Source organism: Modestobacter muralis, assembly GCF_010682105.1.
Taxonomy (GTDB): Bacteria; Actinomycetota; Actinomycetes; order Mycobacteriales; family Geodermatophilaceae; genus Modestobacter; species Modestobacter muralis.
Map to the genome: position 1 here is coordinate 529,561 of NZ_JAAGWH010000013.1, position 22,401 is coordinate 551,961.

Sequence of the window (22,401 nt, forward strand, 5' to 3'; positions counted from 1 at the left end):
TGGCGATGGACGTCCCGGCCCCCTGGAGCCGGGCGGAGGAGGAGCCACCTCGGATGTGGGACTACGTGCTGGACCGGCGGGGCCAGATCGCCCAGCAGGCGCTGCAGCACCTCAGCCTGGTCGTGCAGTGCGTGCTGCTGGGCACGGTGCTCGCGCTGCTGATCGCCATGGCGGTCTACCGGAGCCCCCGGGCCACCGCCCTGGCCAACGGGGTGTCCGCCATCGGGCTGACCATCCCCGCCTTCGCGCTGCTGGGGATCCTGCTGGCGCCCTTCGGCTTCGGCATCACCCCGGCGGTCATCGCCGTCACCTTCTACGCCGCGCTGCCGGTGCTCCGCAACGCCGTCGTCGGCCTGGCCGGGGTCGACCCGGCGCTGATCGAGTCCGCGCGGGGCATGGGCATGAGCCGGCTGGCCACGCTGCTGCGCGTGGAGGTCCCGCTGGCCTGGCCGGTCATCCTGGCCGGCGTCCGCACCTCCACCCAGATGGTGATGGGCATCGCCGCCATCGCCGCCTACGTGCTCGGCCCCGGGCTGGGCGGCTTCATATTCACCGGGCTGTCCCGGCTGGGCGGCGCTAACGCCGTCAACTCCGCGCTCACCGGCACCATCGCCGTCGTCCTGCTGGCGCTCGTCCTCGACCTGCTGCTCGTGCTGGCCGGTCGCCTCACCACCCCCAGGGGGATCCGTGTCTGAGACCACGGCGCCGACCGGCGCCACCGCCGTCGACACCGGACGGCGGGCCAGCGGCCTGCCGATCCGGCTCGAGGGGGTCACCAAGCGCTACCCGGGGCAGGGCAAGCCTGCCGTCGACGCGGTCACCCTGGAGCTCCCCGCCGGGCAGACGACGGCGTTCGTCGGCCCGTCGGGCTGCGGGAAGACCACGCTGCTGAAGATGATCAACCGGCTCATCGAGCCCACGAGCGGCAAGATCTTCCTCGGCGACGAGGACGTCACCGGTCAGGACCCGGACAAGCTCCGTCGCCGGATCGGCTACGTCATCCAGGCCGGCGGGCTCTTCCCGCACATGACCGTGGGCGCCAACGTGGCCCTGGTGCCGAAGATGCTCGGCTGGGACAAGAAGAAGGTCGCCGGCCGCGTCGAGGAGCTGCTGGACCTGGTCGGGCTGGACCCGGCGGTCTACCGCGACCGCTACCCCCGGGAGCTCTCCGGCGGGCAGCAGCAGCGCGTCGGCGTCGCCCGCGGGCTGGCCGCCGACCCGCCGGTGCTGCTGATGGACGAGCCCTTCGGCGCCGTGGACCCGATCACCCGCCAGCGCCTGCAGGACGAGATGCTGCGGATCCAGGACGAGCTGGGCAAGACCATCGTCTGCGTCACCCACGACTTCGACGAGGCCGTGAAGCTCGGCGACAAGATCGTGGTCTTCGACGTCGGCGCGCGGGTGGTGCAGCACGGCACGCCCGAGGAGATCCTCAGCAACCCGGCCGAGCAGTACGTGGCCGACTTCGTGGGCGCCGGGGCCACCCTCAAGCAGCTCACCCTGGCCCGGGTCGAGGACGTCGAGCTGCGGCGGGTCACCACCGCCGTCGTCGGCACCGAGTCCGCCGCTGCGGTGGCCGCCGCCCGTGCGGTCGGGGACGACTACGTCGTCGTGCTGGACTCCCGCGGCCGCCCGGTCAGCTGGCCCACGCTCGCCGAGCTCGTCCGGACGACGACCGTGCCCGGGACCGTCGACACCCGGCTGCCGGTCGTCGGCCTGCGCTCGACCCTCAACGACGCCCTGGACACCATGTTGGCCGCCAGCCAGGCCGGGGTCGTCGTCATGGGCGGCCGGGACGACCTGGCCGGCGTGCTGACCATCGAGAGCGTGATGGCCGCCATCCAGCAGGCCCGCGCGGCGGTCGCCGGATGACCGCGGCGACCACCGGCCGGCCCGGCGTCGACACCGCAGGAGCCGGCGCGGCCGCCGACGCCCGGGACACCGCCGCGCCGGAGCAGGCCCGCGGCGGCTGGCGGGCCCTGGCGGTCCAGCCGCTGCTGGTCCTCCTCGGCGTCGTCGCCTTCCTCGTCTGGCGGACCACCGCGACGCTGACCGAGACCGAGGCCCGCCAGCTCAACGCCACCGCGCTGTGGACCAGCATCCGCGAGCACCTCTCGCTCACCGTGGTGGCCGCGGTGCTGGTGCTGGTCATCGCGATCCCGCTGGGGATCGCGCTGACCCGCGGCCCGCTCCGCCGGCTCAGCCCGCTGGTGCTCGCCGTGGCCAACACCGGCCAGGCCGCACCGGCCATCGGCCTGTTCGTGCTGCTGGCCATGTGGCTCGGCTTCGGGTTCCGGACGACGGTGATCGGCCTGGTCCTCTACGCCGCGCTGCCGGTGCTGCGCAACACAATGGTCGGCATCCAGCAGGTCGACGCCCGGCTGGTCGAGGCCGGCCGGGGCATGGGGATGAGCGCCGCGGCGGTGCTGTTCCGGGTGGAGCTGCCGCTCGCCGTCCCGGTCATGCTCGCCGGGGTGCGCACCGCGCTGGTGCTGCTGGTCGGCACCGCCACGCTGGCCACCTTCATCGACGGCGGTGGCCTGGGCGTGCTGATCAACACCGGCATCACGCTGAACCTGAACTCGCTGCTGGTCTCCGGTGCCGTGCTGGTCGCGCTGCTGGCGCTGGCCGTCGACTGGCTCGGCCGCGTGGTCGAGCACGTCGCCCGACCGAAGGGGCTGTGATGGGCACCCCCCGCACGTGCGCCGTCGTCCTGCCGCTGGTCGGCGCCCTGCTCACCGGCTGCGGTCTGCAGAGCGCCAGCACCTTCACCCCGCAGGCCTCGGCCGGCGCCATCGCGCCGATCGCCGGGGTCGACGGCGCACCGATCACCGTCGGGTCCAAGAACTTCACCGAGCAGCTGGTCCTGGGCAAGATCGCGGTGATCGCGCTGCAGGTCGCCGGCTTCGACGTCGCCGACAGCACCAGCATCCCGGGCGCCGCGCCGTCCCGGGCAGGTCAGCTCAGCGGCAAGATCGACATGCAGTGGGAGTACACCGGCACCGGGTGGCTGAACTACCTGGCCATGCCCGAGGGCATCCCGGACCAGCAGGAGCAGTACGCGGCGGTGCGGGACGCCGACGCGGCCAACGGCATCAGTTGGCTGCCGCCGGCGGAGGCGAACAACACCTACGCCTTCGGCGTCCGCAGCGAGTCGATCGCCGAGCTCGGTGGGGTCGCCTCGCTGTCCGACGTGGCCGCGCTGCCGGTGGAGCAGCGGACGTTCTGCGTTGAGTCGGAGTTCGCCACCCGCAGCGACGGCTTCGAGCCGATGCTGGAGACCTACGGCATCCCGCTCGGTGACCCGCAGGGGGTGCCGCGGGGGAACGTGCGCGTGCTGGACACCGGTGCGGTCTACACCGCCACCGACCGCGGTGACTGCAACTTCGGCGAGGTCTTCACCACCGACGGGCGACTGGAGTCCCTGGACCTGACCGTGCTCGAGGACGACCAGGGGTACTTCCCGGCGTACAACATGGCGCCGGTGGTGCGGACCGAGACGCTGGACGAGCACCCGGAGATCGCGGACGTGTTCGCCGAGATCACCCCGCTGCTGACCGACGAGGTGATGATCGGGCTCAACGGCCGGGTCGACGTCGGCGGCGAGGACCCGGCGGACGTCGCCTACGAGTGGATGCGCAGCGTCGGCCTGGTCTCCTAGGCGGACCACCCGGCGCCGTCCGGGCTCACCGTGCGTGCTCCTGGCTCACCTCCTGCCCTGAGCCAGGAGCACGCACGATCAGGTCACCTGATCCCGGGCGACCAGGTGCTCAGCCCAGCGAGGCCAGCCGGCTGACCAGGAACTCGACCGCCGCGTCGCTGTCCACGCCCTCCGCGACGGCGACCGCCGTGTCCGAGGTGGACGGCGACCGGCGGTCCACCAGGGTCTGCCCCCGCCCGGCGCCGGGGCCGGTGTCCACGACGACGTCCCGCGGCACGGTGTGCAGGGTGCCGGGCACGATCGCCTCGGTGAGCGCCAGCGCGTCGTGCACGACCACCCCGTCGATGCCGTAGCTGGTGCGCGCGTGGTCCAGGTACTGACGGAGGACTGCGGCGGCCTGGGCACCGATCGGGCCGGCGGCGGCGAAGCGGGCGATGCCGGCCTCGGTGAGCACCGTGGGCAGGGTGACGTCCAGCCCCACCAGCACGGTGGGCAGCCCGGCGGCGAACACCACCGCGGCGGCCTCGGGGTCGGCCCACACGTTGAACTCCGCGGCCGCGGTGACGTTGCCGCCGCGGGACGCCGAGCCGCCCATCACCACCAGCCGGCCGATCCGGGCGGCCGCGTCGGGGTACACCGACACCAGCAGCGCGATGTTGGTCAGCGGGCCGATCGCGGCCACCGTGACCGGGCGGTCGCTGCGCATGAGCAGCTCGGCCAGCGCCACGACGGCCGGCCGCGGGTCCACCGCGGCGACCGACGGCGGCAGCACGACGCCGCCCAGCCCGGCCTCGCCGTGCACGTGCCCGGCCCGCCGGGCCAGCGGCACCACCAGGGAGCTGCGCGCACCCGCGGCCACCGGCACGTCGGAGCGGCCGGCCAGGTGCAGCACCCGCAGCGCGTTCTCCGTGGTCTGCGCCAGGTCGACGTTGCCGTGCACGGTGGTCACCAGCTGCAGGTCGACCTCCGGGCTGGCGAGGGCGAGCAGCAGCGCCAGGGCGTCGTCGATCCCGGGGTCGGTGTCGACGACCAGGGGCGTGGGAGCAGGGGTGTCGGGCACCCGGTCATCCCACCAGACGCCGCCGACACGCCGGTACGTCGCCCGGGCCGCCGAGGTCACCGACCCCGGAAACCGCGCTCGACCTGGGCTTTCGCACCCGTGCTGTCGACAAGTGGCCGGGCCTGAGAGGGGTCGTCGACCGCTGCGCGGGGGTAGCACAACGGTTCGGTCACGCGCCCCGGCGGGGGTGTCCGCGACGGGCTCTGCGGAGGGCTCGCGTCCGTAACTTCTCCCTCAGCCGCGGTCCCTTCCCCGACCGCGGCGACGACGAGGAGGAGGCACGCGATGGACGACGTTCGACAGCCCGGCGACTCGCCCGTCGCCGTCCGCACCCTGGTGCGGGACCACGCGGTCCGCGGCAGCGCCGCCCAGCGCGAGGCGGCGCGGCGCCGGGAGCTGGCTGCCCGCCCGGCCCCGCGCCGCACGCTCGCCCAGCGGGAGGCGGACGCCCGGACCGCACCGGTCCGCGCCGTCCCGGACCCGAGCGGGACGGTCCGCCGCCGCGTCGACGGCGACGCAGCGCCCGCCGGCCCCGCGGTCGACCCGTACGAGCTCCTGGCCGCCGGGCACCTCGCGGCCGCGTGGCTGGCCGCCGAGCTGGCCGCCGCCGCCACGGCGACCAGCACCGCTCGGGCGAGCAGCACCGCCACGGCGACCACCGCGGCCACGGCCTCCGGCGCCACCGCCACCACCCCGACGGCGTGCGCGCCGTCGACCGTTCCGGCCGCAGCTGCCGGGTTCCCCGCGTCCGAGGTCACCGCGACCCGGCGCAGGACGATCACCACCCGCGCCTCCCGCTGGGGCGCCGGCCCCGGAGGCGCCCACCTGGCGTGGGGCCCCGCCCCCCGGGTCCACCGGCTCACCGACGGCGCCGACCGGCTCCTGCCCACCGCGGCCGCCCCTGTGCGGCCGGTGACCGCAGCCGTCCCGCCCCGTCCCGCCGTCCCGGTCGGGCCCGCCGCCCCCCGGACGGTCGCCCTCGACGCCGAGTTGGAGGAGGCGATCGCCTTCGCCACCGACCTCGGCACCGACCTGCTCACCACCCGCGCCCGGCTCGCACCCCGCCCGTCCCGGCTCACCGCCCCGGTCCGCGGGGTCCTCGCCGGGCTGCGCCGGCTGACCCGTGCCGCCGCCGGCTGGGGCGCCGGACCCGGTGGCGACCACCTGGCCTGGGACCGGCCCACGCCGCCTCCGGTGCACCGGCTGACCCTCGCCCCGGAGCAGTCCCCGGCCGACCCGTCCGGCCCGGCCACACCCCGCCCGTTCCCGGCCGACCTGCGCCACCGCGCACCGGACGGCGACGAGCCCGCGCCCCGGCCCGGCACCCCTGCCCGCCCGGCCCTGCCGCAGGGCCCCGCGTGGACCGGCGGCGTCCGGTCGCCGCTCTCTAGGGTGGCGGCATGTTCACGACTCGGCCGGAGCTCGCCGGCACCTTCGGCATGGTCGCCTCCACGCACTGGCTCGCCAGCGCCGCGGGCATGGCGACCCTCGAGGCCGGTGGCAACGCGTTCGATGCCGCGGTCGCTGCGGGACTCACCCTGCAGGTGGTCGAGCCGCACCTCAACGGTCCGGGGGGCGAGGTCCCGATCCTCTTCGCCCGGAGCCCGCGGGCAGCCTCCGGCGCGGGGGAGCCCGTCGTCCTGTCCGGACAGGGGACCGCCCCCGCCGGCGCCACGATCGAGGCCTACAACCACCTGGGTCTCGACCTGGTCCCCGGCACCGGCCTCCTCGCCGCGACCGTGCCCGGCGCCATGGGCGCCTGGCTGACCCTCCTGCGCGACCACGGCACCCTGCCGCTGGACGCCGTCCTCCGCTTCGCCATCGAGTACGCCGAGCACGGCCACCCGCTCCTGCCGCGGGTCGCCGCGACCGTCGCCTCGGTCTCCGCGCACTTCCGTTCCCACTGGCCGACCTCGGCCGCCACCTGGCTCGCCGCCGACGGAGCTGTCCCCACCGCCGGCCGTCTGTTCCGCAACCCGGTCCTCGCCTCGACCTACCGCCGACTGCTCGACGCAGCGCGCGGACCCTCCCGAGAGGCGCAGATCGACGCGGCACTGACGGCCTGGTACCAGGGGTTCGTCGCCGAGGCGATCGACGAGTTCTCCCGGTCCGCTGTGATGGACGACTCCGGTCGTGCCCACAGCGGCTTCCTCACCGGAGCAGACCTCGCCGGCTGGCGCCCGACGTACGAGCCGCCGGTCACCCTGGACTGGCGTGGGTGGACGCTCGCGAAGGCCGGGCCGTGGTCCCAGGGCCCGGCGCTGCTCCAGGCGCTCGCGATGCTGGACGGCGTCCCGGCGGCGGGACCGGGGGCCGGGTACGCCTCGGGCACCGCCGACGCCAACCTGGTCCACGTCAGCGCGGAGGCGGTCAAGCTGGCGATGGCCGACCGCGAGGCCTGGTACGGCGACACGGCAGAGGCACCGGTGGACGACCTGCTCCTCCCCGACTACACCGCACAGCGGCGGGCGCTGATCGGCGACCGGGCCAGCACCGAGCTGCGGCCCGGCTCGCCCGGGGGGCGCCCGCCGCGGCTGCCCCGGTTCGTCACGGAGACCTCGGGCCGCGAGCGGCCGTCGGGGCGGGCGCTCGCCGGGGTCGGTGAGCCCACCGTGGACACCCGGGGCACCACCCGCGGCGACACCGTGCACGTCGACGTCGTCGACCGCTGGGGCAACATCGTCTCGGCCACCCCCTCCGGCGGCTGGCTGCAGAGCTCACCGACCATCCCCTCGCTGGGCTTCGCCCTGGGCACGCGGGCGCAGATGTTCTGGCTGGAGCCCGGCCTGCCCAACTCCCTGGCCCCGGGCAAGCGCCCGCGCACCACGCTCACGCCCTCGCTGGCGCTGCGTGGCGGCGTCCCGACGATGGCCTTCGGCACGCCGGGCGGCGACCAGCAGGAGCAGTGGCAGCTGTGCTTCTGGCTGGCCCACACCCTCGGCGGGCTGGACCTGCAGGCCGCGATCGACGCGCCGGCCTGGCACACCACCAGCTTCCCGTCGTCGTTCTACCCGCGGGAGATGACCCCAGGGGAGCTGGTCGTGGAGTCCCGGCTGGGCGAGGACGTGATCGCCGAGCTGCGCCGCCGCGGCCACCAGGTCAGCGTCTCCGACGCCTGGTCGCTGGGCCGGATGTCGGCGGTCTCGATCGACCCGGAGACCGGGGTCCTGCGGGCCGGCGCCAACCCCCGCGGCATGCAGGGGTACGCGGTCGGCCGCTGAGCAGCGTCCTCAGCTCCCCGGCGGGCCGCACTGGGGAGCGCCGGGGCACTCGGGCATGATCGGCCGGGGCGCGGGCGTGCAGGACGCCGCCGGTGCCACGGGCCAGGGCTGGGGCGGAGGTCGGGCGATGTCGCTGCAGGACCGCGACCGGATCGCGGCCGGCGCGCGGATGGCGCTCGCGTCGACCAGCGGGCCGGGGCTCCAGCGCCTGCTGGACCTCGCCGCCGCCCTGCTGGCCGCGCCCTCGGTCGGGGTGGCGCTCGCCGGTGAGGTGCAGACCATCGTCGGCACGTCGGGCCGGCCGGTCTGGCGGGTCGGCGCGCAGCACCGGCTGAGCGACACCGTCGGCAGGACCGTCGTGACCGCGCGGGCGCCCAGGGCCTACGCCGACGCGCGCGCCGACCCCCGTGTCGCCGACCTCCCCACCGTGCGGGCCGGCGACGTGGTCGCCTACCTCGGCGTCCCGCTGTTCGAGGCGACCGGCGAGCACGTGGTCGGCGTCCTGGCGGTCTTCGGGCCGGAGCCGCGGACCTGGACCGACACCGACGTGGCGACGCTGGTCCAGCTCGCCGGGCCCGTCGTCTCCGAGCTCGAGCTGGCCGCGATGACCGCGGAGCTGGAGCACAGCCGGCTGCGCGGCGACCTGGCCATCGAGGCGGCCGGCATCGGCATCTTCGACTGGGACCTGGCGACCGGCCGGCTGGACTGGGACGACCGGATGCTGCGGCTGCTGGACTACGACCGCAGTGCGTTCCCGGGCACCATCCGCGCCCTCCTCGACCGGCTCGACCCCGACGAGGTCGACCGGGTCAGGACGGTGATCGACGCCGCCGTCGCCGCCGGTGGCCCGTTCGAGCTGGAGTACCGCGCGCTCCTGCCCTCCGGCGAGGTCCGCTGGATGGCGAGCCGCGGGCGGGCGCTGCGCGACGGCACCGGGGCGGTGACGCGGCTGCTGGGCGCCGTCCAGGACGTGACCCGCCAGCGGCACGGCGAGGCGGCGGTGGCCCGGGTCCTGGAGTCGATGCCGGCGGCGTTCTTCTCCCTGGGCCGGGACTGGCGGTTCAGCTACGTCAACGCGGAGGCCGAGCGCCTGCTGGGTCGCACCCGCGAGGAGCTGATCGGCGGGGACATCTGGGAGCTCTTCCCGGCTGCGGTCGACAGCGACTTCGAGGTGCACTACCGCGGGGCGATGGACACCGGCGAACTGGCGGTCTTCGAGGCGTACTACCCCGCGCCGCTCGACGCCTGGTACGAGGTCCGGGCCTGGCCCAGCACCGACGGGCTGTCGGTCTACTTCCTGAACGTGACGCAGCGGCACCGCGCCGACGAGACCGCGCGCCAGGAGGTCGAGCGGCTGGCGCTGCTGGCCCGGGTCACCGACTCGCTCTCCGACGCACTGATCTCCCGTCGTGGTGGCCGGGGCGCGCTGACGCAGCTGATGCAGGCCGTGGTCCCCGGGCTGGGCGACTGGGTGATCGGCAGCCTGGTGGAGGACAGCGGCCGACTGCGGGACGTCGGCGGCTGGCACCGGGACCCCGACCTGCGTCCGGTGGTGGACCGGTACGCGGAGCTGCGGCTGGGCGCCCTGCGGTCGACCGCCCCGATCGTGACCGCCCTGGCGACCGGCGAGCTGACGGTCGTACCGGACGTGGCGGCCGCCGTCGGGAACGGGCTGCCTGCAGGTGCCGTGGCCGACGCCTACTGGACGCTGGACCCCGGGACGGCCGTCGCGGTCGCGCTGATCGCCCGCGGCCGCGTGCTCGGGGCCATGAGCGTCTACCGGTCGCGGGACCGCGCGCCGATGAACGCCGCCGAGCAGGCGCTGCTGAAGGAGGTGGCCGACCGGGTCGCGCTGGCACTGGACAGTGCCGCGCTGCACGAGCAGCAGCGCCGGATGGCCGAGGAGCTGCAGCGCAGCCTGCTCACCGCCCCGCCGGAGCCGGACCACTCCGAGATCGAGGTGCGCTACGTCCCCGCCGTCCAGGCCGCCCAGGTCGGCGGCGACTGGTACGACGCGTTCCTGCAGCCCGGCGGCGCCACCGTGCTGGCGATCGGTGACGTCGTCGGGCACGACACGGTCGCGGCGGCCGCGATGGGCCAGCTGCGCAGCCTGCTGCGGGGCATCGCCTACAGCAGCGGCGGCGGCCCGGCGGCCGTCCTGTCCGACCTCGACCGGGCGATGGCGGGCCTGCAGGTGCACACCCTGGCCACCGCGGCGGTCGCCCGGCTGGAGCAGACGGACGAGGAGCGTGCGCAGGGCCTGACCCGGCTGCGCTGGTCCAGCGCCGGCCACCCCCCGCTGCTGGTGCTGCACCCCGACGGCCGGGTGGAGGAGCTGGCGACCGAGCGGGCCGACCTCCTGCTGGGCGTGGCGCCGGAACGCCCCCGCCGGGAGCAGGTGGAGGTGCTGCAGCGCGGCGCGACGGTGGTGCTCTACACGGACGGGCTCGTCGAGGGCCCGGACCTGCCCCTGGACGACGGGGTGCTCCGGCTGCGGCAGCTGCTCGGGGAGCTCGGCAACCTGCCACTGGGCGAGCTGTGCGACCAGCTGCTGCAGCGGATGCGGCCGGGCGGCTCGGAGGACGACGTCGCCCTGGTCGCGGTGCGGCTGCACCGGGAGGACCGCCCCCGCCCGCAGTCCGCCGGCCCGGAGGTCGTGCCGCCCACCCCGTGAACGAGGGAGTTCAGCGGCGGGGGAGCAGCGCCCAGACGCTCTTGTGCCCGTCGGCGCTGTGCCAGCCGTGCGCGTCGGCCATCTCGGCGATCAGGTAGAGGCCGAGGCCGCCCTGGCTGGGGTCGCGCCCGACGGCGGGCTGCGGCGGCTGCTGCGCGTTGGCGTCGCGCACCTCGATGAGCCAGGCGTCGGGGGTGCGGCGGACCCGGGCCTGCACGCCCCCACCGCCGTGCCGCAGGGCGTTGGAAGCCATCTCGTCGAAGGCCAGGACGACGGCCTCGTCGAGGTCGGCGGCCTCCTGGTCACCGGCGGACTCGGCGGCCAGACCGCGCCGCAGTTCCGAGCGGACCCGGGGCAGCTCGGCGACGTGCGCGAGCTCCCACGTCCATCCGTCCTGGCCCGGTGGCGGGGGGGACGACGGCCATGCGAGGCCGGCCGACTCGCCCGTCACTCGGTCTCCTTGCGCTCTGGCCGCTGTGTGCTCAACGGCGAACTCCTGTCTTGTCTCCGTGGCGGCAGCCCAAACCACGACACGCCTGTGATCCACGACTCATCGTCCGACTGTCCTGGTGCGGCGGGGTCGGGGCCGACGGACGTCCTCCGGGCACCGTAGAGCACCGCGGTCCGCAGCAGGAGCTCAGGCGCCGGCGGCGAGGTAGCGCCCCACCACCGACGGGTCTCGCATGACCGGGCCCATCACCGCCACGCCGTGGGCGCCGGCGGCGCGGCAGTCGGCGACGTCCCCGGGTGCCACCCCACCGAGGGCGAACACCGGGGGGCCGAGCGGCACCAGCGCCGCCAGCCCGGCGGTCCCGAGCGCCGGTCCGTACCCGGGCTTGGACGCCGTGGCCGCCAGCGGGGAGAGGAAGGCCCAGTCGCAGCCCTCGGCCCGGGCCCGGGTCAGCTCCGCCGCCGAGTGGCAGGACCGGCCCAGCAGCGTCGGTCGGGCCTCGGGCAGCGGGTCGGCCGCGGACAGGTGGACCGCCGTCCGCCCCGCGCCGCCTGCTGCGCCGGCCCACACCAGGACGCCGTCCACCGGGGCGAGCAGCCCGGCGATCTGCTCGGCGAGGGCGGCGCGCTCGGGCAGCGGCAGGTCCTTGTCCCGCAGCACCACCGCCCGGGCGCCGGCGTCGACGGCCGCGGCCACGGTGTCGACGAGGCTCCCGGTGCACTGGGTGCGGTCGGTGAGCACCAGCAGCCGCGGCAGCCTCACAGCTCCGGGCGCCCGGCCATGGCCGTGGACTCCTGGGCGTGGAAGCGCCGGGGGATCCGGCCGGCGCCGCGGGCGAGCCGGCCGCCCTCGACGGCCTGGCGCATGGCCAGCGCCATGCGCTCCGGGTCCCGGGCCCGGGTGACGGCCGAGGCCAGCAGCACCGCGTCGCAGCCCAGCTCCATGGCCAGGGCGGCGTCCGACGCCGTGCCGATCCCGGCGTCGAGCACCACCGGCACCGACACCGCGTCGCGCAGCAGCGCGATCGAGTGCGGGTTGCGGATGCCCAGGCCGCTGCCGATCGGGGAGCCCAGCGGCATCACCGCCGCGCAGCCGGCATCGGCCAGCCGGCGGCCCAGGACCGGGTCGTCGGTGGTGTAGGCGAAGACCTGGAAGCCCTTGAGCACCAGCTGCTCGGCGGCGTCCAGCAGCTCGACGGCGTCGGGCAGCAGGGTCTGCTCGTCGCCGATGACCTCCAGCTTCACCCAGTCGGTCTCGAACGCCTCCCGGGCGAGCTCGGCGGTGCGCACCGCCTCGCGGGCGGTTCTGCAGCCGGCGGTGTTGGGCAGCAGCCGGACGCCGCACCGGTCGAGCACCTGCATCATCGAGTTGCCGGCGACGGCCTCGACCCGGCGCAGTGCCACGGTCACCAGCTGGGTGCCGGAGGCGCGGACCACCCGCTCCAGGGACTCCATGCTGGGCAGCCCGCCGGTGCCCAGCACCAGCCGGGAGGTGAAGGTCTCCCCGGCGAGGGTGAACGGGTCGCCGGCCTCCTCGGCGGCCAGCGCCGGGACGAGCTCGTCGGTGAGTTGGCCCCCTTGCAGGGGCCCGCTGCGAGCCTGCGAGTGGTGGGGGGCAAGGGGGTCCTTCTGCACGGGGTCAGCCTCCTGCGGTGGGGGCGAGCACCTCGACGGCGTCGCCGGGGGACAGTCGGGTGGCGGCCCAGGTGCTGCGCGGGACGACGTCGCCGTTGCAGGCCACCGCGACCCGGTCGTGGCCGGAGCTGCGCTGGGCGACGAGGTCGGCCACCGTGGCGCCGTCAGCCAGGTCGACGGGGGAGCCGTTGACGGTGACGTTCACGGGGAGGTCCTCTCGAGTCGGTCGGCCCGCACGAAGCGGTCGACGGTGAAGGGGGCGGCCAGCTCCGGGACCTCGCCGGTGGCCAGGTGCTCGGCGACGACGTCCCCGGTCACCGGGGTGAGCAGGACGCCGTTGCGGTGGTGCCCGGTGGCGAGCACCAGCCCGGGCAGGCCCGAGGAGCCCAGCAGCGGGGCGTTGTCGGCGGTGCCGGGCCGCCAGCGGGCCAGCGTCTCGACCAGCTCCAGCTCGGTCACCCCGGGCACGACCTCGATCGCGTCGTGCAGCAGGTCGTGCACGCCACCGGCGGTGACGGTGGCGTCGAAGCCGCGGTCCTCGGTGGTCGCGCCGATGATCAGCCCGTCGCCGGCGTAGGGCACCAGGTAGACGTGCCGGCCGCGCACCAGCGCCCGCACCGTGCCCTCGAGCAGCCCCTCGGCACCGGCCAGCCGCAGGATCTGCCCCTTGACCGGCCGCACCGGCAGCGGCGGGACGCCGGGCAGCCCGCCGCTGTGCGCGCCGAGGGCCAGCACGACCTGGCCGGCCGGCAGCTCCCGGCCGCCGTCCAGCACCACCCCGGTGGCCCGGCCGTCGGTCACCTGCAGCTCGCGCACGCGGGCGCGCAGCACCTCGACGCCGGTGGCCTCGGCCGCGGCCAGCAGGCCGGCGTGCAGCGCGCGGCCGTCGACCGAGTGGTCGCCGTCGACGGCCAGCCCGCCGCGCACCCGCGGGGTCAGCGAGGGCTCCCGGCGGCGCGTCTCCCGCGGGGTGAGCCGCTCGGCGGCCAGGCCCAGCTCGCGCTGGTAGCCGTGCAGCGCGTCGAGCTCGCGCATGTCGTCCTCGTCGAACCCGACGACCAGGGTGCCCACGGTGCGCAGCCCCACCGGGCGGCCGCCGGCGGCCTCGACCTCGGCGGCGAAGTCGGGGTAGCGCTGCAGCGAGGTCAGGCAGAGCCGGAGCAGGTCGGTCTCGCCGTAGGCCGCCTCGGTGACCGGGGCCAGCATCCCGGCCGCCGCCTGCGAGGCGCCGGCGCCCGGGGACTCGTCGACGACGGTGACCGAAAGGCCGCGCTGCGCCGCGCGCCAGGCGACCGACAACCCGATCAGCCCACCCCCGGCGACGACGACGTCGGTGCGGTCCACGGCTGCTCCCATCACCGGCATTACCCGGCTGGTCCGAGCGGTCGGTGGCCAGGCAGCCACCCTCTCAGCCCGGTCCCGCCGAGCTCCCGCACACGGCCGCGAGCCGTGCCCGGCCACCATAGACCGGCTCCGTAGAGTGCCCGCCGTGCTCCAGTACGGGTCCGTCGGGTGCGCCCGGTGACCGACGAGCCACTGCTGGACGTCACGGACCTGTCGGTCGGCTACGGCGGCGATCCGGTCTGTGCGCCGGTGTCCCTGGCCATGCTCCCGGGCACCGCGGTGGGGCTGGTCGGTCCCAACGGCGCGGGCAAGTCCACCGTCCTGCAGACGATGGTCGGTCTGCTGCCCCCGTTGGCCGGCACGGTCACCTTCGCCGGACAGCCGGTCGACGAGCGCTCCGCGGACTTCCGCCGCGCGGTCGCCGGGGTGCTGGACGACGACGCCTTCTTCCCCTCGCTCACGGGTGCCGAGCACCTGCTGCTCACCGCCCGGGCGCACGGCGTCACCGACGCCGAGCAGGTCGTGGCCGACGAGCTGGCCGCCTTCGGGCTCACCGAGCGGGCCGGTGCGCTGCCCTCGGCGCTGTCCTCGGGACAGCGGCGGCGACTGGCGCTGGCCGGGGCGCTCGTGCGTCCGGCCCGGCTGCTGGTGCTGGACGAGCCGGAACGGCGGCTGGACACCGCCATGCGCCGCACGCTGGCCGACCGGCTGGCCGCCCTGGTGGCCGCGGGCGCCACCGTGCTGTTCGCCTCGCACGACCCGGCCTTCCTGGGCACGCTGGCCGACGCGGTGCTGGTGGTCGCCGACGACGAGTGCCGGCTGGTCGAGCCCGCGGACGCGGTCGCCGACCTGCGCGAGGGCTGATGGCGCTCCTGGCGCGGACGGCGGAGGAGTGGGACGGCGCCGCCGTCCGCCGGTTCACCCGGCGGGCCACCGCGGCCCGCGCCGACACCCGCTGGTGGACCCGGCTCGGTGACCTGGCCTCCGGGCTCACCTCGGCCGCGATCGCGGTGGCGGTGTGCGGTGGGCTGGTCTCCGGTCTCCGCGAGCAGATCGCCGCCCGGCCGCCGGTCTCCGCGGCGGTGCTGCCGGGCGGGCTGACCGCGACCGCGGTCGCCGTGGCGGTGGCGGCCGGGCTCGTCGCCCTGTTCGCCCGGCTCGGGCCGGTCAGCGCGACCCCGGGCGTGGCCGCCTGGTGGCTGCCGCTGCCGGCCGGACGCCGGGAGCTGCTGCGCGGCGAGCTGCGCCGGGGACTGGGGCTGGCCGCCGCCGCGGCGGTGGGGGTGGCGCTGCCGGTGGTGCTCACCGGGACCAGGACGCTCGGCGGGGTGCTCACCGGGCTGGTCGCCGGCGGGCTGCTCGCGGTGGCCGCGGTCGGGGCACTCGTCGTCCGGCAGGCCGGGAGCGGCACCCGGTGGGTGCCCGCCGCCGCCGGGGGCGTGGTGGCGGCCGCGCTGGTCGCCCCGCCCGTGCTCGGCTGCCTCGCCGTGACGGCCGGTGCCCGGGTGGCCTGGCCGGCCGTGCCCGCGCTGCCCTGGGGAGCGGCCGCGGCACTGCTGCTGGTGCTGGGTGCCGGTGCCGCGTGGGCCGTGGTGCTCGCCGACCGCCGGCTGGGGGAGCTGTCGGCCGCCGCGCTGCGGGCGTCGGGGGAGACCGTGCAGTACGCGACCGCCTCGGTGTTCTCCCTGGACACCCGGGAGATCGGCCGCGCGCTGCGCAGCCCGGTCCGCCGTCCGCGCCGGGCGCTGCGCTGGCGGTGGGTGCGCCGGGCCGAGCACGCCGTCGTCGCCGGCGACCTCGCGGTGCTGGCGCGGTCGCCGTGGCGCTGGGGACAGCTGGCGGGAGGCGCGGCGCTGCCCGTCCTGGCCGCCCGCACGCAGGGGCTGGGCGAGCTGCCGGCGCTGGTGGCGGTCGCCGTCGTCCTGGGCTGGTGGACCGCGGCGACGGCGGTGGGGGAGCCGAGCCGCCGGGCGTCGTCCGCCCCGGGGGCCGACCGGTCGCTGCCGCTGGCCGCCGCGGTCGTCGTCCGCTGCCGGGCGGTGGTGCCCGTCGCCGTCCTCGCCGTCGTCCTCGGGGTCTCGGCGCTGCTGGTCGGGCAGGGCGCGGGCTCGCCGGTGGCCTGGCTGGCCCTCGGGGTCGCGGCCGCTCCGGCCTGGGCGGGCGCGGCGGTGCGCGCCGGCTACCGGCCCGACCTGGACTGGGCGGGCCCGGTGGTCTCCTCGCCGATGGGCGCGGTCCCGACCGGGGTCGGCGCCACCCTGGTGCGCGGCCCGGACGTCGGGGTGCTGGGCATCGTCCCGGTCGTGCTGGCCCTGCTGCTGGGCGCGGTGCCGTGGTGGCTGGTGGCTGGTGGCCTCGCCTGGTCACTGGCGCTCGCGGCGTTCGCCGTCGCGACCGCGCACCAGGACTGACGGTCGGCGGCCCTCGCCGTCCTGCCCGGCTCGACCCGGTGCAGGCAGGGTGGAGCCGCGTGCGCACGCGGCTGGACCCTGCAAGGCCCGGCTCGAGCTGCGGTCGTGACCGGTCGGTGGGGCTCAGCCGAGGGCTGGGTCCCACTGGCCGGTGAGCACGCTCGTGGTGACCGCCGCGACGCAGACGAGCACCGCGCCGACGACGAACGCCGCGTCCAGCGGGCGCAGCTGCGAGCCGCGGGCGTTGGTGCGGGCGGTGCCGGAGTCGAAGCCGCGGGCGTCCATCGCCGTGGCCAGCCGGGTGCCCCGCCGGATCGCCCCGACCAGCAGCGCGAACGAGGTGCTGACCAGCAGCCGGGCGTGGGCGACCGGGTCGGCGCCGGCGTCCACCCCGCGGGCACGGCGGGCCAGCCGGATCGTCTCGAACTCCGCGGCCAGCAGCGGGACCAGCCGCATCGCGGCCAGCGCGCCGTAGGCGAAACGGGTCGACACCCGCCAGTGCAGGGTCAGCGCGTCGGCCAGCCGCACCGGGTCGGTGGAGGCGACCAGCAGGATGCCCGGCAGCGACAGCGCGACCACCCGCAGCGCCCAGGTCGCGCCGCTCGCCCACGCCTCCGCGCCGGACAGCGACCCGAACGCCACGTTGACCCACGCCACCCCCAGCGCGCTGACCAGCAGCGGCCAGGTGCGGCGCAAGACGTCGCCAGGGCGGGTCAGCCCGGCGGCCGGCAGCAGCGCGAGCTCCGCGGCCACCAGCACCGCCGAGGTGACCAGGTCACCGCTGACCAGCAGCACGGCGGTGACGACGACGATCGCGGTCAGCTGGGCGACCGGGTTCACCGCCGACAGCGGTACCGGGCGGGCCGGTCCGAGCGCGAGGGGGAGGCTCATGCCGGCACCGTCGAGCCCAGCGCCAGCACGTCGTCGGCGAGCGCGGTGACCACGCCGGCGTCGTGGGTGACCAGGCACAGCGCCCGGTCGCCGTCCTGCTGCTCGGCCAGCAGCGCCACCAGCTCGGCCCAGGTCTCCCGGTCCTGGCCGAAGGTGGGCTCGTCGAGGACCAGCACCCGCGGGTCGGTGGCCAGCGCGGTGGCCACCGACAGCCGCCGCTGCTGGCCGCCGGAGAGGGTGAACGGGTTGGCCTCGGCGAGCGCGGCCAGGCCCAGCCGCTCCATCAGCTCCCCGGCCCGGGCGGTGTCGCCCGCGCCCAGGGCGAGCTCGTCGCGCACCCGGCCGGTGAGGAACTGGTGCTCGGGCTGCTGGAACACCGTGCCGATCCGCTGCACCAGCTCCCCGGCCCGCCACCGGTGCGGGGGCCGCTCCGGACGGCGCAACCCGGCGGTGAGCGCCGCGCCCGCGGTGACCCGGCCGGTGGTGGGGGCCCGCAGCCCGGCCAGCAGCAGCGCCAGCGTCGACTTGCCGGTGCCGTTCGGGCCGGTGACGGCCAGCGTCCGGCCCGCGCGCAGGACGACGTCGGTGGGCAGCAGCCCGGGGGAGTCGCTGCCGCGGTGGGTGTACCCGGCGGCCTCGGCGGCCAGCAGCTGCTCGCCGGGGGAGTGCTGCTGCCGCACGGGCAGCCGCGGGGGCGCGGGCCGCCAGTCCCGGCCGTGCTCGACGGTGCCGCCGCCGGGCAGCAGCTCCACCACCCGGTCGACCAGCGGCAGCCAGGACTCCACGTCGTGGTCGACCACGACCAGCGTGGCGTCGCGGGCGTCGACGGCCCGGAGCACCGCGGTGCGCACCTGCGCCGCACCGTCGGGGTCGAGCTGGGCGGTCGGCTCGTCGAGCAGCAGCAGCCCGGGCCGGGAGGCCAGCGCGCCGGCCAGCACCAGCCGCTGCTTCTGCCCACCGGACAGTGCGGCGGTCGCCCGGTCGCGGCCGAGGTCGAAGCCGACGGCGTCCAGTGCGGCGTCGACGGCGGGCCAGATCAGCGCCGGCGGGGTGCCGGTGTTCTCCAGCCCGAAGGCCACGTCGTCCCCGGCCCGGGTCATCACCAGCTGGGAGTCCGGGTCCTGGAAGACCATGCCGACCCGCTGCCGGCGCCGGTCGGGCACGGCGCCGTCGACGGTCAGCTCACCCGTGGGGTCGCCGGCCTCGGGGTCCAGCAGGCCGGCGAGGGCCCGCAGCAGGGTCGACTTCCCCGCGCCGGAGGCCCCGGTGAGCAGCACGCGCTCGCCAGGGGCCACCGTCAGGTCGACGTCCCGCACCGCCCACGCCCGGCGGGTGGCGTGCCGGAACCCCCAGCCCGCCAGCCGCACCGCCACCGGCGTCACCGGAGCGTCCTCGCCTCGGGGCGCGTGACGCAGGGAGGGGTGAGGTCCTCCGTCACACCCGGGTGCGGTCGGCGGCGAACGAGGACAGCGCGCCGCTGGCCCGCAGCGCGCGGGTCAGCGCGGTGCCGCCGATGCCGGCGACGAGCACGGTGCTGGTGACGACCAGGGCCAGGTAGACGGTCTTCCAGCCGCCGGTCCAGTCCGGGTAGTAGAAGTGGAAGTCCAGCAGGGCGGCGGCCAGCCCGGCCAGCGCCGCGGCCAGCAGCGCCTGCAGCCAGCCGAACCGGCGGTAGCGGAACGCGGCGAAGCCGAGCTCGGCGGCCAGGCCCTGGAGCAGGCCGTAGAGGATCACGGTGCTGCCGAAGTGCGAGCCGAGCAGCGCCTCGACGGTGGCCCCGATCAGCTCGGCGAACACCGCCGCGCCCGGCTTGCGGACGATGAGCGGCGCGACGACCGCGGCCACCAGCCAGACGCCGTACATGACGGCCTGGCTGGGCGGGAAGCCGGCGAAGGCCGGCCCGGCGGCGGTGTAGAGCAGGGACCATAGCCAGAACAGGACGCCGAAGGCGACCCCCAGCACGGCGGTGACGACGATGTCGACGGTCCGCCACGTGGGCGTCCCCGGGGCAGCGTCGGTCGATCGGACGGCCTTCTCGGCCATGGTGCTCCTCCAGACTCCCTGCGCCGGCATGACCCGGATCAGGTTCGAGGGTCTGCGGTCTCCCGCACTCTCAGCGCCGAGGCGCTCCCCTGTCGTGTGTGTGGCCGGAGCCTAGACCGACGGCGTCCGACCGCGCGGGTCCAGCCACCTCCCCGACCGGTGCGCCGCGGCCGACCCGGCGCACCGGTCGGCGGGGTGGCTCAGCCCCGCCGTCGCTCCGGGCCGCCGTGCAGCCCGCGCCGGGCCATCGACGCCGTCAGCGCCGTCCAGACCCGGACGGGGAGCACCCGGACGACCTTCATCAGCACCGCCATGGGCAGCGGGAACACGATCTCGGCGCGGTCCCGGGCGATGCCGTCGGCGATGGTGCGCGCGGCGGCCTCCGCGCTGATCTTGAACGGCATCGGGAAGCGGTTGCGGTCGGTCATCCGGGTGGCGACGAAGCCGGGGTTGACGGTCTGGACGACGATGCCGCGCGGGGCCAGCGACCCGCGCAGGCTCTCCAGCAGGTTGATCAGGGCCGCCTTGCCCGCGCTGTAGGCCTCCGAGCCGGGCATGCCCCGGTACCCGGCGACCGAGGCGACGCCGACGACCCGCCCGGCGCCGGCGCTGAGCATCTGCGGGACGACGGCCTCCATCGTGTGCACCGCGCCCATCACGTTGACCTGGAGGTGGTCGGCGAACAGCTGCGAGTCCCACGGTTCCACGTGGAACGACGACCAGGTGCCGGCGTTGAGGACCGCGACGTCCAGCCCGCCGAGCGCCTCGCGCACCGCCTGCCCGGCGGCGACGGTGGCCGCCCGGTCGGTGACGTCGACCGGGACGACGGCCATCCGGCCCGCCGCCACCTCGGCCAGCTGGTCGGCGCTGCGGGCGCTGATCGCCACGTGTGCCCCGCGGTCGGCCAGCTCGCGGGCCAGCGCGGCGCCGATGCCGGTCGAGGCGCCGGTGACCCAGATGCGTGCTCCGTCGAGCTCCATGGGCACAGCGTGGAGGATGGCCGGCATGGCAACGCGCAAGGGGTCGGGCAGGAAGGCAACACCGGCCGGCTCGGTGGGCCACGGTGACTTCGTCGCCTACCCGGGCGGGCCGACGGCGATCTACGACCTCCTGGAGCGGCTGTCCGAGGCGGCCGGCGACGCCCCCGAGTACGGCACCCCGGGCATCAGCCTGGACCGCACGCGCCTCACCGTGCGCTGGTTCGGCGAGCCGCCGGCCGCGGTGCAGCGGGTGCTGGACGGCGCGCAGGGCTTCGAGCTGACCGTCGCGCACACCGAGTTCCGCCCCGCCGACCTGCGCGCCGAGGCCGAGCGGCTGCGGGCCGACCACCCCGGCCTGGTCACCAGCGCCCGGGAGCGCCCCGAGGGCGACGGCATCGACGTCCTGGTCGCCCCGTCCGCCGCCGAGGCCGCCGGCAGCGCCGACGCCGCCCTGCAGCAGGCCGGCGTCCGGGCCGCCTTCCCCCTCATGGCCGAGGCGGGTGAGGCGCCCACACCCTGACCCCGGCTTTGCATGAAAATACAGAGCAGTGAATAATGCTCGTCGTGTCCAAGGTCCTGACCTCCCTGCCCGTCGGCGAACGCGTCGGCATCGCCTTCTCCGGAGGTCTCGACACCTCCGTCGCGGTCGCCTGGATGCGCGACAAGGGCGCGGTGCCCTGCACCTACACCGCCGACATCGGTCAGGCCGACGAGCCTGACATCGGCTCGGTGCCCGGCCGCGCCACGACCTACGGCGCCGAGATCGCCCGGCTGGTCGACTGCCGCGCCGCGCTGGTCGAGGAGGGCCTGGCCGCGCTGACCTGCGGGGCGTTCCACATCCGCTCCGGTGGCCGCAGCTACTTCAACACCACCCCGCTGGGCCGCGCGGTCACCGGCACGCTGCTGGTGCGCGCCATGCTCGAGGACGGCGTCCAGATCTGGGGCGACGGGTCGACCTACAAGGGCAATGACATCGAGCGGTTCTACCGGTACGGACTGCTGGCCAACCCCTCGCTGCGGATCTACAAGCCCTGGCTGGACGCCGACTTCGTCACCGAGCTCGGCGGCCGCAAGGAGATGTCGGAGTGGCTGGTCGCCCACGGCCTGCCCTACCGGGACAGCGCGGAGAAGGCCTACTCCACCGACGCCAACATCTGGGGCGCCACGCACGAGGCCAAGGCGCTGGAGCACCTGGACGCCAGCGTCGAGATGGTGCAGCCGATCATGGGCGTCCGGTTCTGGGACCCTGAGGTGGAGATCGCCACCGAGGACGTGACGATCGGTTTCGAGTACGGCCGGCCGGTCACGATCAACGGTGCGGAGTTCGCCTCCCCGGTCGACCTGGTGCTGGAGGCCAACGCCATCGGCGGCCGGCACGGCCTGGGCATGAGCGACCAGATCGAGAACCGGATCATCGAGGCCAAGAGCCGGGGCATCTACGAGGCGCCGGGGATGGCGCTGCTGCACGCCGCCTACGAGCGGCTGGTCAACGCCATCCACAACGAGGACACGATCGCCAACTACCACAACGAGGGCCGCCGGCTGGGCCGCCTGATGTACGAGGGTCGCTGGCTGGACCCGCAGGCGATGATGCTGCGCGAGTCGCTGCAGCGCTGGGTCGGCATGGCGGTCACCGGCGAGGTGACCCTGCGGCTGCGCCGCGGCGAGGACCACTCCCTGCTGGAGACCTCCGGCCCGGCGTTCAGCTACCACCCGGACAAGCTGTCCATGGAGCGCACCGTGGACTCCGCGTTCGGCCCGGTGGACCGGATCGGCCAGCTGACCATGCGCAACCTCGACATCGCCGACTCCCGCGCCAAGCTGGAGCAGTACGCCGCGATGGGCATGGTCGGCGGGGCGACCCCGACGGCCATCGGTGCGGCGCAGGCGGCCTCGACCGGGCTGATCGACGCCTCGCAGGCCGGCGGGGCCGAGGCGATCGCCTCCCGCGGTGGCATCTCCGCCCACGACGAGCTGCTGGACCGGGCCGCGATGGAGTCCGGTACCGACTGAGTGACCCGCCGGGCTCCT

20 protein-coding genes and 1 riboswitch are annotated in these 22,401 nt (G+C 76.1%); of the genes, 10 read left to right on the forward strand and 10 right to left on the reverse strand.

Features of this window, described 5'->3' with window-relative positions; all coding sequences use genetic code 11:
- Positions 1-53: 53 nt before the first annotated feature.
- From GCU67_RS06665 to GCU67_RS06680, 4 genes are read left to right on the forward strand one after another with little or no spacing between them, the layout of a single operon-like run.
- Positions 54-695, forward strand: a complete 642-nt coding sequence (locus GCU67_RS06665; RefSeq protein WP_163610249.1) for an ABC transporter permease — start codon at positions 54-56, stop codon at positions 693-695.
- Positions 688-1,872 carry an ATP-binding cassette domain-containing protein gene (locus GCU67_RS06670; RefSeq protein ID WP_163610250.1) on the forward strand — a complete coding sequence of 395 codons (1,185 nt, stop codon included), beginning with the start codon at positions 688-690 and terminating at the stop codon, positions 1,870-1,872. Before GCU67_RS06665 ends, GCU67_RS06670 begins: the two co-directional genes overlap by 8 nt.
- Complete coding sequence (locus GCU67_RS06675; RefSeq protein WP_163610251.1) at positions 1,869-2,684, forward strand: ABC transporter permease; 816 nt, start codon at positions 1,869-1,871, stop codon at positions 2,682-2,684. Before GCU67_RS06670 ends, GCU67_RS06675 begins: the two co-directional genes overlap by 4 nt.
- Positions 2,684-3,661: a glycine betaine ABC transporter substrate-binding protein gene (locus tag GCU67_RS06680; protein WP_163610252.1), complete on the forward strand. Its 978-nt coding sequence runs from the start codon at positions 2,684-2,686 to the stop codon at positions 3,659-3,661. Before GCU67_RS06675 ends, GCU67_RS06680 begins: the two co-directional genes overlap by 1 nt.
- Positions 3,662-3,770: 109 nt before the next feature.
- Here the strand turns inward: GCU67_RS06680 and GCU67_RS06685 are convergent, their stop codons facing one another.
- Positions 3,771-4,721 (reverse strand): nucleoside hydrolase, encoded by a 951-nt coding sequence (locus GCU67_RS06685; protein WP_163610253.1) that lies wholly within the window; start codon positions 4,719-4,721, stop codon positions 3,771-3,773.
- A gap of 1,400 nt (positions 4,722-6,121) precedes the next feature.
- On the opposite strand from GCU67_RS06685, the gene GCU67_RS06690 reads away from it, so the two are divergent.
- Positions 6,122-7,942 (forward strand): gamma-glutamyltransferase family protein, encoded by a 1,821-nt coding sequence (locus tag GCU67_RS06690; protein ID WP_163610254.1) that lies wholly within the window; start codon positions 6,122-6,124, stop codon positions 7,940-7,942.
- A gap of 127 nt (positions 7,943-8,069) precedes the next feature.
- Positions 8,070-10,616, forward strand: a complete 2,547-nt coding sequence (locus GCU67_RS06695) for a SpoIIE family protein phosphatase (RefSeq protein WP_163610255.1) — start codon at positions 8,070-8,072, stop codon at positions 10,614-10,616.
- A gap of 10 nt (positions 10,617-10,626) precedes the next feature.
- Here the strand turns inward: GCU67_RS06695 and GCU67_RS06700 are convergent, their stop codons facing one another.
- The 5 genes from GCU67_RS06700 to thiO form a co-directional block, all read right to left on the reverse strand.
- Complete coding sequence (locus GCU67_RS06700; protein WP_163610256.1) at positions 10,627-11,067, reverse strand: ATP-binding protein; 441 nt, start codon at positions 11,065-11,067, stop codon at positions 10,627-10,629.
- 186 nt (positions 11,068-11,253) lie between these two features.
- Positions 11,254-11,829 carry a thiamine phosphate synthase gene (locus GCU67_RS06705; protein ID WP_163610257.1) on the reverse strand — a complete coding sequence of 192 codons (576 nt, stop codon included), beginning with the start codon at positions 11,827-11,829 and terminating at the stop codon, positions 11,254-11,256.
- The gene (locus GCU67_RS06710; protein WP_338104822.1) at positions 11,826-12,701 is read right to left on the reverse strand and encodes a thiazole synthase; all 876 of its coding nucleotides are present in this window, start codon (positions 12,699-12,701) and stop codon (positions 11,826-11,828) included. The genes GCU67_RS06705 and GCU67_RS06710 overlap by 4 nt, the downstream gene beginning before the upstream one ends.
- Positions 12,702-12,705: 4 nt before the next feature.
- The gene (gene thiS, locus GCU67_RS06715; protein ID WP_163610258.1) at positions 12,706-12,906 is read right to left on the reverse strand and encodes a sulfur carrier protein ThiS; all 201 of its coding nucleotides are present in this window, start codon (positions 12,904-12,906) and stop codon (positions 12,706-12,708) included.
- Entirely contained in the window at positions 12,903-14,045 is a 1,143-nt protein-coding gene (thiO, locus tag GCU67_RS06720; RefSeq protein WP_338104823.1) for a glycine oxidase ThiO, read from the reverse strand. The genes thiS and thiO overlap by 4 nt, the downstream gene beginning before the upstream one ends.
- A 177-nt stretch (positions 14,046-14,222) precedes the next feature.
- Here thiO and GCU67_RS06725 point away from each other — a divergent pair, with 177 nt between their 5' ends.
- Together GCU67_RS06725 and GCU67_RS06730 are read left to right on the forward strand one after the other, a co-directional pair.
- Positions 14,223-14,909, forward strand: coding sequence for an ATP-binding cassette domain-containing protein (locus GCU67_RS06725; protein ID WP_170311013.1), 687 nt, complete (start codon positions 14,223-14,225; stop codon positions 14,907-14,909).
- Positions 14,909-16,456, forward strand: coding sequence for a DUF6297 family protein (locus GCU67_RS06730; RefSeq protein ID WP_163610260.1), 1,548 nt, complete (start codon positions 14,909-14,911; stop codon positions 16,454-16,456). The genes GCU67_RS06725 and GCU67_RS06730 overlap by 1 nt, the downstream gene beginning before the upstream one ends.
- Before the next feature lie 123 nt (positions 16,457-16,579).
- Here GCU67_RS06730 and GCU67_RS06735 read toward each other — a convergent pair whose 3' ends face one another.
- The 4 genes from GCU67_RS06735 to GCU67_RS06750 form a co-directional block, all read right to left on the reverse strand.
- Positions 16,580-17,347 carry an energy-coupling factor transporter transmembrane component T family protein gene (locus GCU67_RS06735; protein WP_163610261.1) on the reverse strand — a complete coding sequence of 256 codons (768 nt, stop codon included), beginning with the start codon at positions 17,345-17,347 and terminating at the stop codon, positions 16,580-16,582.
- Positions 17,344-18,729, reverse strand: coding sequence for an ABC transporter ATP-binding protein (locus GCU67_RS06740; RefSeq protein ID WP_338104824.1), 1,386 nt, complete (start codon positions 18,727-18,729; stop codon positions 17,344-17,346). Before GCU67_RS06740 ends, GCU67_RS06735 begins: the two co-directional genes overlap by 4 nt.
- A 52-nt stretch (positions 18,730-18,781) precedes the next feature.
- A complete protein-coding gene (locus GCU67_RS06745; protein ID WP_163610262.1) occupies positions 18,782-19,390 on the reverse strand; it encodes an ECF transporter S component in 609 nt (202 codons plus the stop codon).
- Positions 19,389-19,491: riboswitch (TPP riboswitch) on the reverse strand. (Overlaps the previous gene by 2 nt.)
- Before the next feature lie 99 nt (positions 19,492-19,590).
- Entirely contained in the window at positions 19,591-20,370 is a 780-nt protein-coding gene (locus GCU67_RS06750; RefSeq protein ID WP_163610263.1) for an SDR family NAD(P)-dependent oxidoreductase, read from the reverse strand.
- A 25-nt stretch (positions 20,371-20,395) separates the two neighbouring features.
- Here GCU67_RS06750 and GCU67_RS06755 point away from each other — a divergent pair, with 25 nt between their 5' ends.
- The gene (locus GCU67_RS06755; protein WP_163610264.1) at positions 20,396-20,890 is read left to right on the forward strand and encodes a hypothetical protein; all 495 of its coding nucleotides are present in this window, start codon (positions 20,396-20,398) and stop codon (positions 20,888-20,890) included.
- Between the two features lie 44 nt (positions 20,891-20,934).
- The gene (gene argG / locus GCU67_RS06760; RefSeq protein WP_163610265.1) at positions 20,935-22,383 is read left to right on the forward strand and encodes an argininosuccinate synthase; all 1,449 of its coding nucleotides are present in this window, start codon (positions 20,935-20,937) and stop codon (positions 22,381-22,383) included.
- Positions 22,384-22,401 lie beyond the last annotated feature (18 nt).

What these genes read in the sequence shown, in the direction of transcription:
- GCU67_RS06665 (WP_163610249.1), top strand. Translation starts at nt 54, where the DNA reads ATGTGGGACTACGTGCTGGACCGGCGGGGCCAGATCGCCCAGCAGGCG.
- GCU67_RS06675 (WP_163610251.1), top strand. Translation starts at nt 1,869, where the DNA reads ATGACCGCGGCGACCACCGGCCGGCCCGGCGTCGACACCGCAGGAGCC.
- GCU67_RS06680 (WP_163610252.1), top strand. Translation starts at nt 2,684, where the DNA reads ATGGGCACCCCCCGCACGTGCGCCGTCGTCCTGCCGCTGGTCGGCGCC.
- GCU67_RS06690 (WP_163610254.1), top strand. Translation starts at nt 6,122, where the DNA reads ATGTTCACGACTCGGCCGGAGCTCGCCGGCACCTTCGGCATGGTCGCC.
- GCU67_RS06695 (WP_163610255.1), top strand. Translation starts at nt 8,070, where the DNA reads ATGTCGCTGCAGGACCGCGACCGGATCGCGGCCGGCGCGCGGATGGCG.
- GCU67_RS06730 (WP_163610260.1), top strand. Translation starts at nt 14,909, where the DNA reads ATGGCGCTCCTGGCGCGGACGGCGGAGGAGTGGGACGGCGCCGCCGTC.
- GCU67_RS06735 (WP_163610261.1), bottom strand. Translation starts at nt 17,347, where the DNA reads ATGAGCCTCCCCCTCGCGCTCGGACCGGCCCGCCCGGTACCGCTGTCG.
- GCU67_RS06745 (WP_163610262.1), bottom strand. Translation starts at nt 19,390, where the DNA reads ATGGCCGAGAAGGCCGTCCGATCGACCGACGCTGCCCCGGGGACGCCC.
- GCU67_RS06750 (WP_163610263.1), bottom strand. Translation starts at nt 20,370, where the DNA reads ATGGAGCTCGACGGAGCACGCATCTGGGTCACCGGCGCCTCGACCGGC.
- GCU67_RS06755 (WP_163610264.1), top strand. Translation starts at nt 20,396, where the DNA reads ATGGCAACGCGCAAGGGGTCGGGCAGGAAGGCAACACCGGCCGGCTCG.